The sequence below is a fragment of the Streptomyces qinglanensis genome (genome assembly GCF_900111245.1).
GTDB classification, from domain to species: Bacteria; Actinomycetota; Actinomycetes; order Streptomycetales; family Streptomycetaceae; genus Streptomyces; species Streptomyces qinglanensis.
Window position 1 is genome coordinate 240,896 of sequence record NZ_FOGO01000001.1, and the last position, 14,995, is coordinate 255,890.

The following is a 14,995-nucleotide window of genomic DNA, read 5'->3' on the forward strand; positions in this document are numbered from 1 at the left end:
CGGTCCCTCCTCACTTCTCGTTGTGTCCCGGCACGTCCTGCTGCGGGTGGCCCAGCACGAGCGCCGCGTTGAAGCCGCCGTGGCCGCGCGCGACCACCAGTGCGGTGCGCAGTCCGGCCCGGCGGGGCTCGCCGAGCACCAGGTCGATCTCGTATCCGGACGCGGGTGCGGCGGGGCCCGCGGTGTGCGGGACGACCTGGTCGCGCAGCGCCAGCAGCGCGGTGGCGGCGTCCAGTGCCGCGCCTCCGCCGTAGAGCCGTCCGGTCAGCGTCTTGGGCGCGGTCACCGGCACCCCGCGCGGCCCGAACACCTCGGCGAGCGCGGCGGCTTCGGCGCGGTCGGCGTCCGGGACGCCGAGTGCGTCGGCGAAGACCACGTCCACCGCGGCCGGCTCCAGTCCGGCGTCGGCGAGCGCGGAGCGCACGGTGCGGGCCAGCACGGGTCCGCGGTCGGAGCCCGGCGGCGGGTCGAACGCGGCCGCGTAGCCCAGCACCCGGCCGTAGCCGGGGCCGGCGCCGCGGGCCTCGGCCGCGTCGGCGTCCTCGACGACCAGCAGCGCACCGCCCTCACCGGGCAGGTATCCCGATGCGTCGGCGTCGAAGGGCAGATAGGCGCGCGCCGGATCCTGCACGGTCGAGAGCTGCCCGGTGGTGAGCTGGGCGGTCAGCCCGTAGGGGCAGAGCGAGGCGTCGGTGCCACCTGTCATCACCAGCTTGGCGCCGGTGCGGATCAGCCGCCGGGCCTGGCCGATCGCGTCCAGCCCGCCGGCCTGTTCGCAGCACAGCACCCCGCAGGGTCCGCGCAGCCCGTGCCGGATGGAGATCTGGCCGGTGGTGGCCGCGTAGAACCAGGCGATGGACTGGTAGGCGCCCACCCAGTCGGGGGCGTGCTGGTAGAGGTTCTCCATCTCGTGCTGGCCGAACTCGGTGCCGCCCGAGGAGCTGGAGGTGACCACGGCCATCTCGTACTCGGGCAGTTCGGCGGGGACGACCCCGGCGTCGGCGATGGCGGCCTCGGCGGCGGCCAGTCCCAGGTGGGTCCAGCGGTCGGTCTGCGAGATGAGCCGGCTGGGGACCCGCTCCTTGGCCACGAACCCGGGCACCTGGCCGGCCAGCTTCACCGGGTAGGGCGCCGGGTCGAACAGGGTGATCCGGTCGATGGCGGAGCGGCCGGCCAGCACCGCGCTCCAGTGCTCCTCGGTGCCGATGCCGGTGGGCGCCAGGATGCCGAGCCCGGTGACCACGGGGGCGCGGACCGGGGTGGTGACGCCGGTCGCGGAGGCCGGCGCCTCGCTGGTGGCGGTCGGGGGTGTCATGCCGCTCTCCCCTCTCCCCGATGGTCACCCTGGTGGTCGACGACTCCGGGCCGGGCCAGCACGGTGGCGCTCTGGAAGCCGCCGAACCCGCTGCCGACGCTGAGCACCACGTCCATGGGGTGCTCGCGTGCGGTGCGGGGGACGTAGTCCAGGTCGCACTCGGGGTCGGGGTGGTGCAGGTTGGCGGTGGGCGGCACGACCTGCCGGTCGAGCGCCAGCGCGCAGGCCGCCACCTCGATCGAGCCGATGGCGCCCAGCGAGTGGCCCACCATGGACTTGATGGAGCTGACCGGGATCCGGTAGGCGTGCTCCCCGAGGCTGCGCTTGAAGGCGGCCGTCTCGTGCCGGTCGTTCTGCTTGGTGCCCGAGCCGTGCGCGTTGATGTAGTCGACGGCGGTCGGGTCGAGCCGGGCCCGGTCCAGGCAGACCCGGATGGCCTCGGCCATCTCGCGTCCGTTGGCCTTCAGGCCGGTCATGTGGAAGGCGTTGCTGCGGCCCGCGTAGCCGACGATCTCCCCGTAGACGCGCGCCCCGCGCGCCTCGGCCGCCGACTTCTCCTCCAGGACGAGCACGGCGGCGCCCTCGCCCAGGACGAAGCCGTCCCGCTGGGCGTCGAAGGGGCGGGAGGCGTGCTCGGGGTCGTCGTTGTTGGGCGAGGTGGCCTTGATGGCGTCGAAGCAGGCGGAGGTGATCGGGGAGAGCGGCGCGTCCGTCGCCCCGGCCAGCACCACGTCGGAGCTGCCCTCCTCGATGAGCTGCACGCCGTGCCCGATGGAGTCCAGGCCCGAGGTGCAGCCGGTGGAGATCAGCGCGACCGGCCCCTCGGCGGCGACCTCCCAGGCCACCTCCACGGCGAGGGTGGAGGGCACCATGTAGCCGTACAGGTGCGGCATCCCGTAGGTGTGGTCGACCAGCCAGTGCTTCCCGGCGTCGCTGAGCAGGACGTACTCCTCCTCCAGGCCCATGGTGCAGCCCACGGCGCTGCCGATGCTCACCCCGGTGCGGGCCGGGTCGGCGGCGGCGAAGTCGTATCCGCTGTCCTCGACGGCCTCCCGGGCGCTGACGACGGCGAACTGGGCGGCCCGGTCCATCCGCCGGATCTGCCGCGCGTCCAGCCCGGCGGCCACCGGGTCGAAGTCGGCCTCGGCCGCCATCCGGGAGCGGAAGCCGGCGGGGTCGAACAGGGAGATCCGGCGGGTGGCGGTGCGCCCGTCGGACAGCAGCTTCCAGAACGCCTCCCGGCCCACTCCGCCGGGCGCGACCACGCCGACCCCGGTGACCACCGCGCGGCGGCCGGCGGCTGCCCCGGTGGTCACGAGGCACCGCCGACCGACGGGTTGGGCTGCTGGGGCCGGGCCACCTGCTCGGTGTCCACGTGCCCCAGGTCGGGGCGGGGCGCCAGCGGCGAGAGGTGGAAGGCGGCGTGCGCGCTCTCGGTGCCGGTGTTCACCAGCCGGTGGCGCACCCCGATGGGCACCAGCAGCGAGTCGCCCGGCCCGAGCTGCACGACCTGCCCGTCCATCGTCATCTCCAGCCGCCCGGTGACGACGTGCAGGAACTCCTCGGAGTAGGGGTGGTAGTGCTCGGTGACGTGCTCGCCCGGCGCCAGGTTCAGCACCCCGCCGAATCCGCTGGTGCATCCCGTGGTCTTCGGGCTGAGCGTGGTCCTGATGTCGCCGCCGCGCCGGGTGTTGGCCTCGACGTCGTCGGCGTGCACCCGGACGGTGCGCGTGATCTCGGTGGTCACTGACCCCGCCTCCTCATCGGCTGTCTTGGGCTGGCGTTCCGCCTGGCGGCCGGTGTCTCGCCCCCCGGCGTCCCGCGGGTCCGCAGCGCGGTGCACCGTCGCAGCCGGGCCTAGACGGCTGCTCGAACCGGCGTCGACGCGGGCGGAGCGGCGCGGGGGTGCAGTGGCGGAGCCGCGCGGGGGTGCAGCGGCAGCGCCGCGCGGGGTGCGAGGAGCCCTCGAGCCACCGGCGAGCGCGGTGCGGCCAGATGGCGCCCGCGGGGGACCCCCGCGTCCGCGACCTGCGAGGAGCAGCCCATGCCGTTCGCCGCCATCACCTACGACATCAAGGCGGGTCACGAGAAGGAGATCTCGGAGATCTTCGGCAACTTCCGGCGGGTGAACTCACCCGTCGTGCGGGACGGTGCGGGCGGCGAGACCGCGCGCATCCTGTCCACCGCGGTCTTCATCCGGGACGCCACGATGGTGCGGGTCATCGAGTACGAGGGCGATCTGGACGCCGTCGCCCGCCACATGGCGACCCAGCCGGGGGTGCGCGAGGTGGAGGAGAAGCTGGCCCCCTACCTGTCCCGGCCCCGCACGACCGACACCGTCGAGGGCTTCGTCGCCACGTTCCGCCGCTCCCTGCTGACCTGCATGGCGCAGATGTCGGTCCGGGACCTCCCCGCCGCCTGACCCGGCCCGGGACCCCCTTCGGCCCACAAGACGTACGAGACGCACGAGACGTACGAGACGCACAACGGGAGGAACTCTCCGTGCCCACACGCAGAAACCTGCTCCGGGCCGCCACCGCGGCCGGGGTGCTGGCGGCCGCACCGGGCGGTCTCGCCACCGGGGCGCACGCCGCGGCCCCGCAGCTCCGCGGCCGGGCGGCCGGGAAGGCCGCTTCGGCCGGGTCGCCGTTCACCGTGCCGCTGGAGGTGCAGCGGCCGATCCGCCCGCTGCGGCTGGCGGGCCACGACTTCTACCGGCTCACGACCCGGGAGGCGGACGTCAGCCTGCTGCCGGGCACCACGACCCGGATCCGCTCCTTCAACGGCCGGATCAGCCCGCTGATCATGGCCGAGCGGGGCAGGCCCGTACTCGTCGAGCAGGTCAACCGGATGGATGTGCCCTTCTCGATGCACCTGCACGGGGGCCACACCCCGCAGCGCTACGACGGGCACCCGATGTACCAGCTCGAACCCGGCGAACGGCGGCTCTTCCGCTACCCGAACGAGCAGGACGCGGCGACGCTGTGGCTGCACGACCACTCGCACGAGCAGCACGCGGAGAACATCTACCGCGGGCTGGCGGCCACCTACCTCCTCACCGACGAGTTCGAGCGGCGCCTCCCGCTGCCCAAGGGCCGTTACGACGTGGCGCTGCAGTTGCGCGACGCGCAGTTCGCGGACGACGGCGCGCTGGTGTGGGACCTGCACGGCTTCGGGGAGCGGCACACCGTGCTGGTCAACGGGCGGCCCCGGCCCTACTTCGAGGTGGCGGCGCGCAAGTACCGGCTGCGGCTGGTCAACACCTCCAACGAGCGGGTCTTCGCTCTCCAGTTGGGCGAGGGCGAGGAGTTCACCCACATCGGGACCGACGGGGGGCTGCTCCCCGCACCCGTACCCACCCGGATGCTGCAACTGTGGCCGGGCGAACGGCAGGAGATCGTCGTCGACTTCGCCCGCTTCGGGGTGGGCCGCCGGCTGGTGCTCAGCAACGCCTTCCCCTACGAGGGCGAGGCGCCGGAGGTGATGCGGTTCGACGTGGTCCGCCGGGCGAGCGACCCCAGCGAGGTGCCCGGGACGCTGCGGCCGGTGCCGGACCTGGGCACCTCGGCCGTCGAGCGGGAGTTCACCATGTCCTTCGACCCGAAGACGCGCCGGCATCTGATCAACGGCAAGCCGTTCGACATGCACCGGGTGGACATCCGGCCCCGGCTCGGGGTCGCCGAGACCTGGAAGGTCGTCAACGGCGACGGCGCGCTGGGCATCCCGCACTCGATGCACCCGCACCTGGACGCCTTCCGGATCCTGGACCGGAACGGGAAGCCGCCCGCGGCCGGCGAGGCCGGGCTGAAGGACACGGTGGCGGTGCCGGCGGGCGAGTCGGTGCGGATCCAGGTGCGCTTCACCGAGCACACGGGGCTGTACATGTACCACTGCCACATGCTCAGCCACGCGCAGATGGGCATGATGGGCCAGATGGAGATCATCCGCTGACGGCACCCGCCCGGAAGCCGCGCAGACACCGCAGCGTCCTGCAGAAGCCCGCAATCCGCGCGCAGCGCCCCGGACCGAGGTCCGGGGCGCTGCGGGGTTCCGGTGCCGGACGCGGGCCCGGTGCGGGCCCACCGGGCGGGCCGCGGCGGCGGACGCCGGAGGCCACTGCCCGGCGGGCCGGGCGGCGGCCGGAGGTCACAGCGCCGTCACCGCCACCGCGTTCAGCAGCAGCGCCACCACCGCCAGCGCGGTGCGCAGCAGGTGCCAGCGGCGCCACAGCGGCCGCGGGTCCTCCCAGTCCGCGGGCAGCGCCCGCGGGTCGGCCACCGCCTTGACCCGGCGGTTGATGGGGACGTTGCACAGGTGGGAGACAGCGGAGACGCCCAGCAGCAGGACCGCGGCGGCGGCGAACAGCCCCCGGGCGGCGCCGTCGTCGGCGACCAGGGCCAGCGCGACGGCCAGCCCCGTCGAGGTGAGCACGACGACCGGCATCGTCGGGTCCCAGTTGCGGCCCAGCAGCTTGTGGGCCTGCACGTAGGTGCCGGTCTCCATGGCGAACAGCGCCGGAAGGACGCTGAGCGCCACGGCGAAGAGGACCCCCGCCGTGACGCCGCTGCCGAGGAGAACGGCCACTCCGAGGACAGCGTCCACCCTCATCGGGTCAGCTCCCGGCGGGGTGCGTGTCCACGGTCAACTGCGCGACGGACCGCATCGTGGCGTCGCGGAAGTAGGCCGCGAACGCCTCGGGAGAGGCCGTGTCGCGCCGCTCGGCGAGGTAGGGCTGGAGCTTCTCCTCCAGGATGTGGACGCCCTTCTGCCGGGCCATGTGGGCACCGACGGCGGCGAAGTCGCCCTCGTAGTGGATGACGCGCACCATCACGTCGTCCTTGATGAAGACGCCGGTGCCCAGCAGCCGTCCGGCCGCCTCCCCGCCGTCGCCGGCCAGATCGGGCGTGTCGACGCGCTTGAAGTGGGCGAAGATCTCCGCGATCTCGTCCTCGTACCCGGGCTTGACCCGATAGGTGATCGCCGCGTAAGGCATCAGATTCCTCCATCGACTGTGAGCGTGGCACCGGTGACGTAGCGGGCGGTGTCCCCCGCGAGGTAGAGGACCGCGCCGGCCACGTCCGCCGCGGTGCCCAGCCGGCCCAGCGCCGTCATTCCGGCGAGGCGCTCGACGAGCTGCGGGGGCAGTCCCGCGCCCGGCTCGTCCTCGGTCGCGGTGACGCCGGGCGCGACGGTGTTGACCCGGATCCCCCGGTCGCCGACCTCCTTGCTCAGCGCCCGGCCGAAGCCCACCAGCGCCGCCTTGGAGGCGGAGTAGTGGGTGCCCAGGGGGCGCCCCCGCAGTGCGACCGACGCGCCGACGTTGACGATCGAGGCGCCGTCGGCCAGCAGGTCGTGCACCGCGCGGGTGACCAGGTAGGCGGAGGTGGCGTTGGAGTCCATCAGCCGGTGCCACTCGGCCTCGTCCAGGTCGGCGAACTTGCTGTGGCCGTCGACGCCGACGTTGTTGACGAGCACGTCCAGGCCGCCCAGGTGCTCGCGGCACTCCTCGGCGAGCCGGGCGGCGTCCTGCCCGTCGGTGACGTCGGCGGCCACCAGGTGGTGTTCGGCGCCGCGGGCCGCCAGCGCGGCCGCCAGGGTGCGCGCGTCGTCACCGGCGGTGCGGTGGGCGACGACGGTCCGGGCACCCGCCTCGGCGAACGCCAGGACCGTGGTCCGCCCGATGCCCCGGGTGCCGCCGGTGACCAGGACCCGCTTGCCGGCCAGTCCCGGCCCCGGCAGCACACCGGTGGCCGTACCGGCGGCGCTCATACCGCATCGGGCAGGTTGGCATTGATCATCTTGAGCAGCAGCCGCGGGGTCTCGGCCTCCACCACGGCGTCGTCGGACAGCTCGACGCCGTACTCGCGCTTGATGACACCGGTCACCTGGAGCAGCGCGAGCGAGTCGTAGCCCAGTTCGAGGAACGGGGTGTCCAGCACCGCCTCGTCCGAGACGTCCGCGTCCTCGGCCTCGCCCGCGCACTCCAGCAGCTTCTCGGCCAGCTCACGCTGGGTGAACTCGCTCACTGGATCCTCCCTCCGTCTTTCGTCCACACGTAGAACGGGTTCGCCATCGCGTCCTTGGGTTCCTTCCAGTTCGGGTCGTAGGGCGACACGCACTGCGCGAGGCGGGTGTTGATGTCGTCGTAGAGAGGGTGACTGCGGGCGCGGTAGAGGTTGGGGGTGATGTCCTCGTCCGCCTCCACGAGGTGGAAGTACAGGTCGTGGAAGCTGAAGAGCGTCCGTCGCGCGACCCCCACCATGTGGGGCAGCTCGGTCCCGTCCGACTCCTCGAAGATGCTGGCGATGGAGTCGGCCCTGCCCGGCTCCATCCGCGCCACTATGAGCGTCCGGTGTGCCACCGTCGGCCTCCTTGGGGAAGGTGTGGAGCAGCCCGTCCCGGTCGGTCGGCGGGCCTGGCGGGCAGCGTGCCAGCGGCCTCTGGAGCCCCGCTCGATCCCGCCGCGATCCCGCCCGGCCCGCGGTGCCGCGCCCCCGCCGCCCGCGTCCCGCGCAGTCGGGGCACGCCGGCCGGTCCCGCGCGGTCAGCGCAGCGGACCGGTGGTCACCGTGTTCCGCAGGGCCGCCTCCTGGGAGAGCAGCAGCGGTCTGCCGACCATCCGGCCCTCCCGGCGGACGCCGCTGGCGTGCGCGCCGTATCCGCCGCAGGGCAGATTGCCGTCCTCGGTGTCGAAGGGGGTGGCGTCCCGCAGCACGACGGCCGTGCCCAGGGTCCGCCCGGTCAGCCGCGGCTCGCCGAGGACCGCCGCGTACATCCCGCGCTCCAGCTCCAGGGGGTGCCGGGCCCAGCAGCGCAGCATCTCGGGGTCCTCGTAGGGGACGACGCAGAAGAGCGGGCCGGAGAGGGCGGGCGGATGGAAGCCGGGGTCCTCGTCGAAGACCAGCAGGGAGGGTTCGACCTGCATCCGCTCCGGGTCCGCCCCGCCCCCGGCCACCACTCGGTCGGCGTGCTCGGCCAGGAAGCGGGCGGCGCCCTCGACGGCCTCTCCGTAGGTGAGGGCGGTGAGCACGGCGTCGGGCCAGCTTCGGGCGCCCACCGTCAGCACGGACAGCTCGGCACGCAGCCGCTCGACCAGCGCGTCCAGCCGCAGCCGGTGGACGAACAGCACGTCGGGGCAGAGCCGGTGCTGCCCGGAGTTGTAGAGCCGGGCGCGCAGCACCGCCCGGCAGGCGGCGTCCGGTTCGGCCCGGGGACCGACGACCAGCGGGTTGGGCGCGGGCCCGGACAGCAGGAAGAGCGGACCGTCACCGATCTCGGTCATCAGCTTCCCGCCCGCCGCGGCGGAACCGGTGAAGACGACGGCGTCGGACTCGGCGCAGACGGGCGCGAAGTCGTGCTGCCCGGCGTCGGTGAACCGGATCCGCGCGGCCAGCGCGGGGTCGAGGCCGCGGCTGACGATCCGGTGCACCTCCAGCGCCGTCTCCCGGATCCGGGGCGTCGGCCGGACGACGACCTCGTCGCAGTAGAGCGCGGGCACCAGGCAGTGGCGGACGTAGGAAGAGAGCGCGGTGTCCTGCGGAAGCACGACGGAGACCCGGGAGAGCTGCGGCACTCCGGTGCGGGCCAGCTCCCAGGGCGCCCCGGCCACCGTGCGGAGCGAGCGCAGCAGTTCGTCACGGGCGCCGGCGCAGGTGGCGAGCCGGGTCAGCGCCGCCAGCAGTGCGGCGCGGCCGTCCAGCAGCGCGGCTGCCGCGCCGGTGGCCCTCTCGTGCGCCGCCTCGAGATCGGGCCACGGGCGGGTGACGGATTCCAGCACGGGCATGGAGGGCTGGGTCATGGAGGACTCCTCGGGCACGGGCGGGTGCGCTCCCACCGGCTGCTTCAACCGGCGCTCGACCCCGCCGGGTTACCTTTCCCTGCGGTTCACCGCCGCATTTCCGAGGAATCACCGAAGTCGCGTATATCAGGTCTGTGACGGTGATTTCAGCGTAGGGGGGACAAGAGCGGGGTGTCGAGAGGGCCGCCCCGGACCGGGCGGCCGGACCAGGAGGGGACCCGTCCATGACGCTGACCGCCCGCACCGGACCCGCCGCCCGCACCGGACCCGAGGAGCCACCCGGGGAGACCGCGCCCTGGGAGGGGCAGCCGCTGACCGACCACTGGGAGACGGTCCGCGGCCTGGTGGGCTCCCCGCACCCGCGGCCGGCCGGGACGGACCCCGGCGACGGACGGGGTCCGGCCGGCTTCGCGCCGTGCGGTGAACTCCCCTCCCTCGACGGCCCGCTGCGCGGCTACCTGGCGGCGGCCGGGACGCGGGTGACCCGGCTGCCCGACCACCGCGGCGTCCGGTGGCAGCTGTTCGACCACTGCGCAGCCCCCGAAGGCCGCACGGTGCAGGAGGGGGCGCTGCTGCTCGTCGCGCGGGCCGCGCAGCACACGCGGCGGACCGGTCGGCGGATCGCGCTGCTGGCGCCCTCGTCCGGCAATCTGGCGAACGCGCTGCGCGATGCGCTGCTGCGGGCCCACCGATACGGGCTGACCCACCCGGACCAGGTGCGGGTGATCGCGCTGGTGCCCGCCGCCTCCCGGCACAAGGTGGCCGACTCGGCACTGGCCCGCCACCCGGAGCTGCGGCGCCGCAACCCCCTGGTCGTCCAGCACGGTGCGGATCCGGGCTCCGTGCACGAACTGGCCGCCGCCTACTGCCGAGCGCACGCCCGGGCGCTGTGCACCGGGACGGGAACCGCGCTGTGGTACGTCCGCGACCCCGTCGAGCACCGGGCCGCGGCCGCGCTGCGCGCGTTCGTGGAGCGGGACGCGCTGGGCGCGGCGCCCGCGGCCGGACGGGTGCACGCACAGGCCGCCGACACCGGATCGGGGCTGCTGGGGCACCGCGCGGGCAGCGCCCTGGCGGCGGACGGCGCCGCCGACGCGGCCGGGCCGCGCCCGCTGCTGGTGCAGCAGCCGCGCACCTGCGGCCTGGTGCTGCATCTGCTGACCGGCTCGTGCTCCCGGGAGGCCGCGCCCCGGTACCGGTACGACGCGGCACGCCGCCTGCACCACCAGCCGCCCGGCAGCCCCGACCCGCACTTCCCCCGCACGGCGCACCACCCCGAGGAGGTGGTGGAGCCCGCCTTCTTCACCCGCGCCCCCGGCACGGCACCGGAGGTGAGCGCGCTGCTGCGCGCCCACCGGGGCACGGGGATCGTCGTCTCCCGCTACGAGTGCCTGACCCGCTATCCGTCCCTGCGCGCCCTGCTGGGCCCGGCCGGTGTCGCGCTGCCCGCCGACCCGGCCCGGTTGGCCGACTGGTCGCTGGTGATGACGCTGACCGGGGCCCTGAACGCGGTGGAGCGTGGCCTGCTGACCGCTCCGGAGGTGGTGGTGCACCGCACCGCTTCGCACAGCGCGGCGGAGCGCACCCCGGTACCCGGCGCACTGGCCCGGTACGCGGACTCAGCGGACGAACTGCACGCCGTGCTGACCGGGGCGCTCGACGACCGCGGGCGGTCGCGGTGACGGGCGCCGGGAGCCGGTCCGCCCCCGGCGGGCCCGGCCGGCGGCCCGCCGCGGCGGTGCCGGGCGAGGCCGTGCGCGCCCGGCGGGCCGCCGCCGGCCTCCCCGCGCAGGGACCGCTGCCCGCACGGCCGTTCGTGCTGCCGCGCGGCCGCTACGACGAACTCTTCGAGACCGCGGCGGCGCTGCTGGCGCTGGTGCGCCGGGCGGTGCTGGCGCTCGGACCCACCTGGCCCGACCGGCTGGTCGCGCTCGGCGCCGACCCCGCCGACCATCCCCCGCACTCGGGGCTGGAGGGAGCGGAGACCGACTGCTGTGCCGTACTGGCCGGTGCCGACTTCCTGGTCGGTGCGGCCGGGCCGCAGCTACTGGGCCTGGACACCGGCGGGACGCTCGGCAGCCCCCGGGAGACCGGGGTGCTCACCCGCGCGTGGCAGCGCGCCGCAGCCGGGCTGCCGGAGGCACCGCTGTTCGGGCACGATCCGCGGACCGTACGCGCCGCCGCGCTCGCCGACCTCTGCGCGCGGCGGGGACTGCCGCGCACGGTGGCCCTCATCGGTCCCGGCTTCCACCCCGACGAGCTGCGCGAGCTGCGGGCGCACGGCTTCACCGCCGACCTGCTGCCCCGCGCCGGGGTCCGGGGCGGTCCCGGCCCGCGCAGCTACGCGCTGGGGCTGCTCGGCGGCGCGCCCGCAGCGATCGGCGGGGCCGCCGACCTGCCGAAGGCGTGCCGGGCGGGCCTCCTGCTGCTGCCGCAGCCGAGCAGCGGGCTGCTGGCCGACAAGCGGGCCCTCGCGCTGGTCTCCGAAGGACTGCCCTGGATGACCCGGGGCGAGCGGGCGCTGGTGGAACGTCGGCTGCCGTGGACCCGGATCACCCTGGCCGGGCGCACCAGCTGGCACGGCACCGAACGGGACCTGCCGGCCCTGGTGCTCGCCGAACCCGAACGGTTCGTGCTCAAGCGGGCCGTCGCGGGAACCGGGCCGGTCGTGGCCGGGCACGCGACGGCGCCGGAGGTCTGGGCGGCGGCGGTGCGGCGCGCCTTCGGCCTCGGCGACAGCGTGGTGCAGGAGTACGTGCGACCGGCGCCCCGTCCGCTGGAGCTGAGCGACGGCGCGGCCGTACGGACCGTGCGGGCCGCCGCTCCGGTGCTCAGCCCGCTGCTGTTCGCCGGGCGGCCGGGCGGATGCCGGGTCAGCTTCCCGGCACCCGGCGTCCCGGCATCCGGCGCCGGGCCCTCCCGCCTCCCGGCCGACGCCGTGCTGGCGGGCCGGGAGGCGTCCGACTGAGACCGTCAGCCGCCGCGCAGCGCCCTCAGCGGCCCCCCGCTGCCGCTGAAGGCCACGTCGCGGGCGGCGCCGGTCAGCTCCAGTTCGACCGAGGAGTCGAGCACGGCGCACTGGAGGCGCTGCAGGTCGGGTGAGGGGTCCAGGCCCAGCTCCCGGGAGAGGACGCCCCGCAGCCGCTGGTAGACCTCCAACGCGTTCCCGCGTCTGCCCGAGCGGTAGAGCGCGAGCATGAGCTGCGCCTGGATGCCCTCGTGCAGCGGATGCTGGGCGGCGAGCCCGGAGAGCTCCCCCACCAGTTCGTGGTGCCGGCCCAGGCTCAGGTCCACCTCGATGCGCTGGTTGAGGATGCCCAGCCGGGACTCCTCCAGCCGGGTCGCCTCGATCTCCAGCAGCGGACCGCACTGCACGTCCACCAGCGCGGGGCCGCGCCACAGCTCCAGGGCCCGGCGGAAGGAGGCGGAGGCGCCGACGCAGTCGCCGGCCTCCAGCGCCCGGTGTCCCGCGCCGGAGAGCCGCTCGAACTCGCAGACGTCGACCATTCCGCCCTGGGTGTCGAGCAGATAGCCGCCGGACTCGGTGATCAGCACGCTCTTGGCGCCGTGCGGCAGATCGGGGTGGTGCCGGTCCCCCAGGGCGGCCGCGATGAGGTTGCGGAGCTGCAGCACGTACGTCTGGAGCGTGGTCTGCACGCTGCGCGGCGGGGCCTCCCCCCACAGTTCCTCCACCAGGGAGGCGACGGAGACCACTTGGTCCGGGTAGAGCGCCAGCAGGGCCAGCACCTTTCTCGGTTTGACCGCGGTCGGGACGACGGAGACCCCCGACTGGACGACCCGGCAGGGTCCCAGCACACTGATGTCCATCTCTCGCTCCCTTCGGGTGCGTTCTCGGACTGCTTCGGACTGCTTGGACTGCTTGCACTGCTTCGGAGTGCTTCGGAGTGCCTGGACTGCTTGGACTAGGTGGACGGCTCGGACAGTGGTGCGGCGCCTTGCCCGGTACCGCTGCGGCGCAGTTGTGCCGCCAGCAGCTCGGGCAGCGCGGTGTCGCGTACGAAGAAGTGGCCCCCGGGTACCTGGTGCTGCGCGAACGGGCCGCTCGCCCAGCGGCGCCACTCGGCGACGGCGGCGGCCGGGGCCGCCTCGTCCCGGGTGCCGGCGAACACGTGCACGGGGCAGTCGAGCGGGGTGTCCCAGTACGGGTCCGCCGCGCCGCCGAGCGCGCGCAGGCTGGCGGCGAGCCGCAGGTCGTCGCGCATCGTGGAGAGCAGGGTGCGCAGCCAGTTCGGGCGCTCGAACATGTAGGAGGGCAGGGTGCCGTACCGGTTCAGCGCGGCCAGCAGCGCCGTGTCGGGCAGATCGTACTGGTCGGTCAGCGGGGTCGGCAGGTGCGGCGGCGGGCAGGCGCCCAGCCCGACCAGCACCGGCGCTGCCCGGCCCGCGCGGCGTGCCCGCTGCGCGAAGCGGTAGGCCACCAGCGCGCCGAGGCTGTGCCCGTAGAGCGCGTAGGGCTGGTCCAGCAGCGGACCGAGCTGTGCGTCGAGTTCGTCCAGCAGCACGGGGGCGTCGGTGATGCGCGGCTCACGCAGCCGGGTCTCCCGGCCGGGGAGCCGGACGGGCAGCACACAGGCGCTCGGGTCGAACCCGCGGCGCCAGCGCGCGAAGGTGAGCGCCCCGGCGCCCGCGTGGTGGAAGCAGAACAGCCGCAGTCCGCCGTCGGCGGGCTCCCGCGTGGCGGGCGATGCGTCCGTCGTGCGTGGTCCGGGAGGTGCCGCGAGATACGCGTTCATCCCTCCCCCCTTCCCCCGTCCCGATGACGGGGCCGGTCGTCGAGGGCCAGATCCTCACGACCGGCGCTGGACGACAGCTTGAAGCGGGGTGGAACCGGCCCGGGGAGGGCCCCTCACCCCGCGAGGCCGGCTGCCGCACCGGACTCGGCGCCCCGCCAGGCGGCGAGGGCGTCCTCGCCCCGGAGAATGGCCTGGTGCAGGCGGTCGATCCGGGGCGAGGGCTCCAGGCCCAACTCCTCCACGAGGGTGGCGCGCAGCCGCCGGAAGGCGACCAGCGCGTCGGAGGAGCGGCCGTCCTGATGAAAAGCAACCATGAGCAGCGCGTGCAGGTTCTCGTAGAGCGGGTAGCGGCTGCGCAGGGCGCACAGCTCGCCCAGCACCTGGCGGTGCCGCCCCAGCCGCAGATCCGCGTCGATCCGCCGCTCCAGCGCGCCCAGCCTGCTCTCCTCCAGCCGGGTGGCCTCGATGGCGAGGTGCTTGCCGTGCGGCAGATCGGCGAGCGCCGGACCGCGCCACAGCGCGAGCGCCTCGTCCAGCAGCCGCGCGGACTTGGCCATGTCACCGGCCTCGTAGGCCGCGTGCCCGTTGCGGGTGAGCTGCGCGAACTGCAGCGCGTCGACGTCGGCGTCGGCGATCTCCAACTGGTAGCCGCCGTGCCGGGTGGCGAGGATGTGCTTGTCCCCGGGGACGCGGGGATCGCACGGCGCGGCGCCCGTCGCGGGCAGCGGACCCGGGTCGCCGAGCGCGGCGCGGAGCCTGCGGCGCAGTTGCAGGATGTAGGTCTGGAGCGTGGTGGGGGCGCTGCGCGGGGGCCCGGCGCCCCAGACCTCCTCCATGAGGTCGGACACCGGCACGATGTGCCGGCTGCGGAGCGCGAGCAGGGCCAGGATCTGCCGCGGCTTGGCCGCGCTCGGCGCGATCGAGGCGCCCGCCGTCTCGGCGTGCAGAGTTCCCAGTACCCTGATGCGCATCCGGGGCCTCCCCGTTGGCGGTTCCCGCTGGTGGGTGTCGCTGCTTCGGTCACTGCGTACGGTTGGGAGAATCGCATCCGTACGTGCCGCGCGACAGTGAGCAACTCACGATCTCGGCGCGGATATCCGGCGGAGCCGGGCATGAGTTTTTCACATG

The 14,995-nt window shown here is 74.7% G+C and carries 16 protein-coding genes; 4 read left to right on the forward strand and 12 right to left on the reverse strand.

Annotated elements, in window-relative coordinates; genetic code table 11:
* Nucleotides 1-10 precede the first annotated feature (10 nt).
* Genes BMX65_RS01065 through BMX65_RS01075 form a run of 3 tightly spaced genes read right to left on the reverse strand, consistent with a single transcriptional unit; the run spans nt 11 to nt 3,062 of the window.
* Nucleotides 11-1,315, reverse strand: coding sequence for a ketosynthase chain-length factor (locus tag BMX65_RS01065; RefSeq protein ID WP_074998189.1), 1,305 nt, complete (start codon nt 1,313-1,315; stop codon nt 11-13).
* Nucleotides 1,312-2,631, reverse strand: a complete 1,320-nt coding sequence (locus tag BMX65_RS01070) for a beta-ketoacyl-[acyl-carrier-protein] synthase family protein (RefSeq protein WP_074998190.1) — start codon at nt 2,629-2,631, stop codon at nt 1,312-1,314. The genes BMX65_RS01065 and BMX65_RS01070 overlap by 4 nt, the downstream gene beginning before the upstream one ends.
* Nucleotides 2,628-3,062, reverse strand: coding sequence for a cupin domain-containing protein (locus BMX65_RS01075; RefSeq protein ID WP_074998191.1), 435 nt, complete (start codon nt 3,060-3,062; stop codon nt 2,628-2,630). Before BMX65_RS01075 ends, BMX65_RS01070 begins: the two co-directional genes overlap by 4 nt.
* A gap of 297 nt (nt 3,063-3,359) precedes the next feature.
* On the opposite strand from BMX65_RS01075, the gene BMX65_RS01080 reads away from it, so the two are divergent.
* Both BMX65_RS01080 and BMX65_RS01085 read left to right on the forward strand, forming a co-directional pair.
* Entirely contained in the window at nt 3,360-3,737 is a 378-nt protein-coding gene (locus BMX65_RS01080) for a SchA/CurD-like domain-containing protein (RefSeq protein ID WP_074998192.1), read from the forward strand.
* A gap of 80 nt (nt 3,738-3,817) precedes the next feature.
* Nucleotides 3,818-5,266, forward strand: a complete 1,449-nt coding sequence (locus BMX65_RS01085) for a multicopper oxidase family protein (protein WP_074998193.1) — start codon at nt 3,818-3,820, stop codon at nt 5,264-5,266.
* Nucleotides 5,267-5,461: 195 nt separating this feature from the next.
* Here the strand turns inward: BMX65_RS01085 and BMX65_RS01090 are convergent, their stop codons facing one another.
* From BMX65_RS01090 to BMX65_RS01115, 6 genes are all read right to left on the reverse strand, one after another.
* Nucleotides 5,462-5,923 (reverse strand): anthrone oxygenase family protein, encoded by a 462-nt coding sequence (locus BMX65_RS01090; RefSeq protein ID WP_074998194.1) that lies wholly within the window; start codon nt 5,921-5,923, stop codon nt 5,462-5,464.
* 4 nt (nt 5,924-5,927) lie between these two features.
* Complete coding sequence (locus BMX65_RS01095) at nt 5,928-6,308, reverse strand: SchA/CurD-like domain-containing protein (RefSeq protein ID WP_074998195.1); 381 nt, start codon at nt 6,306-6,308, stop codon at nt 5,928-5,930.
* Entirely contained in the window at nt 6,308-7,084 is a 777-nt protein-coding gene (locus BMX65_RS01100; RefSeq protein WP_074998196.1) for an SDR family NAD(P)-dependent oxidoreductase, read from the reverse strand. The genes BMX65_RS01095 and BMX65_RS01100 overlap by 1 nt, the downstream gene beginning before the upstream one ends.
* Nucleotides 7,081-7,341 carry an acyl carrier protein gene (locus tag BMX65_RS01105; RefSeq protein ID WP_019358458.1) on the reverse strand — a complete coding sequence of 87 codons (261 nt, stop codon included), beginning with the start codon at nt 7,339-7,341 and terminating at the stop codon, nt 7,081-7,083. The genes BMX65_RS01100 and BMX65_RS01105 overlap by 4 nt, the downstream gene beginning before the upstream one ends.
* Entirely contained in the window at nt 7,338-7,676 is a 339-nt protein-coding gene (locus BMX65_RS01110; RefSeq protein ID WP_019358459.1) for a TcmI family type II polyketide cyclase, read from the reverse strand. The genes BMX65_RS01105 and BMX65_RS01110 overlap by 4 nt, the downstream gene beginning before the upstream one ends.
* Before the next feature lie 183 nt (nt 7,677-7,859).
* Nucleotides 7,860-9,113: an aldehyde dehydrogenase family protein gene (locus BMX65_RS01115; RefSeq protein ID WP_074998197.1), complete on the reverse strand. Its 1,254-nt coding sequence runs from the start codon at nt 9,111-9,113 to the stop codon at nt 7,860-7,862.
* 224 nt (nt 9,114-9,337) lie between these two features.
* Between BMX65_RS01115 and BMX65_RS01120 the strand changes: the two genes are divergently transcribed.
* Nucleotides 9,338-10,795, forward strand: coding sequence for a DUF6002 family protein (locus BMX65_RS01120; protein WP_074998198.1), 1,458 nt, complete (start codon nt 9,338-9,340; stop codon nt 10,793-10,795).
* A 71-nt stretch (nt 10,796-10,866) separates the two neighbouring features.
* Nucleotides 10,867-12,081 carry a hypothetical protein gene (locus tag BMX65_RS01125; RefSeq protein ID WP_143081794.1) on the forward strand — a complete coding sequence of 405 codons (1,215 nt, stop codon included), beginning with the start codon at nt 10,867-10,869 and terminating at the stop codon, nt 12,079-12,081.
* A gap of 5 nt (nt 12,082-12,086) precedes the next feature.
* Here the strand turns inward: BMX65_RS01125 and BMX65_RS01130 are convergent, their stop codons facing one another.
* The 3 genes from BMX65_RS01130 to BMX65_RS01140 all read right to left on the reverse strand — a co-directional run bounded on the left by BMX65_RS01130 (nt 12,087) and on the right by BMX65_RS01140 (nt 14,838).
* Nucleotides 12,087-12,941 (reverse strand): AfsR/SARP family transcriptional regulator, encoded by an 855-nt coding sequence (locus BMX65_RS01130; RefSeq protein WP_074998200.1) that lies wholly within the window; start codon nt 12,939-12,941, stop codon nt 12,087-12,089.
* 95 nt (nt 12,942-13,036) lie between these two features.
* A complete protein-coding gene (locus BMX65_RS01135; protein ID WP_079171629.1) occupies nt 13,037-13,867 on the reverse strand; it encodes a thioesterase II family protein in 831 nt (276 codons plus the stop codon).
* A gap of 113 nt (nt 13,868-13,980) precedes the next feature.
* Nucleotides 13,981-14,838: an AfsR/SARP family transcriptional regulator gene (locus BMX65_RS01140; RefSeq protein ID WP_074998201.1), complete on the reverse strand. Its 858-nt coding sequence runs from the start codon at nt 14,836-14,838 to the stop codon at nt 13,981-13,983.
* Nucleotides 14,839-14,995: the final 157 nt, after the last annotated feature.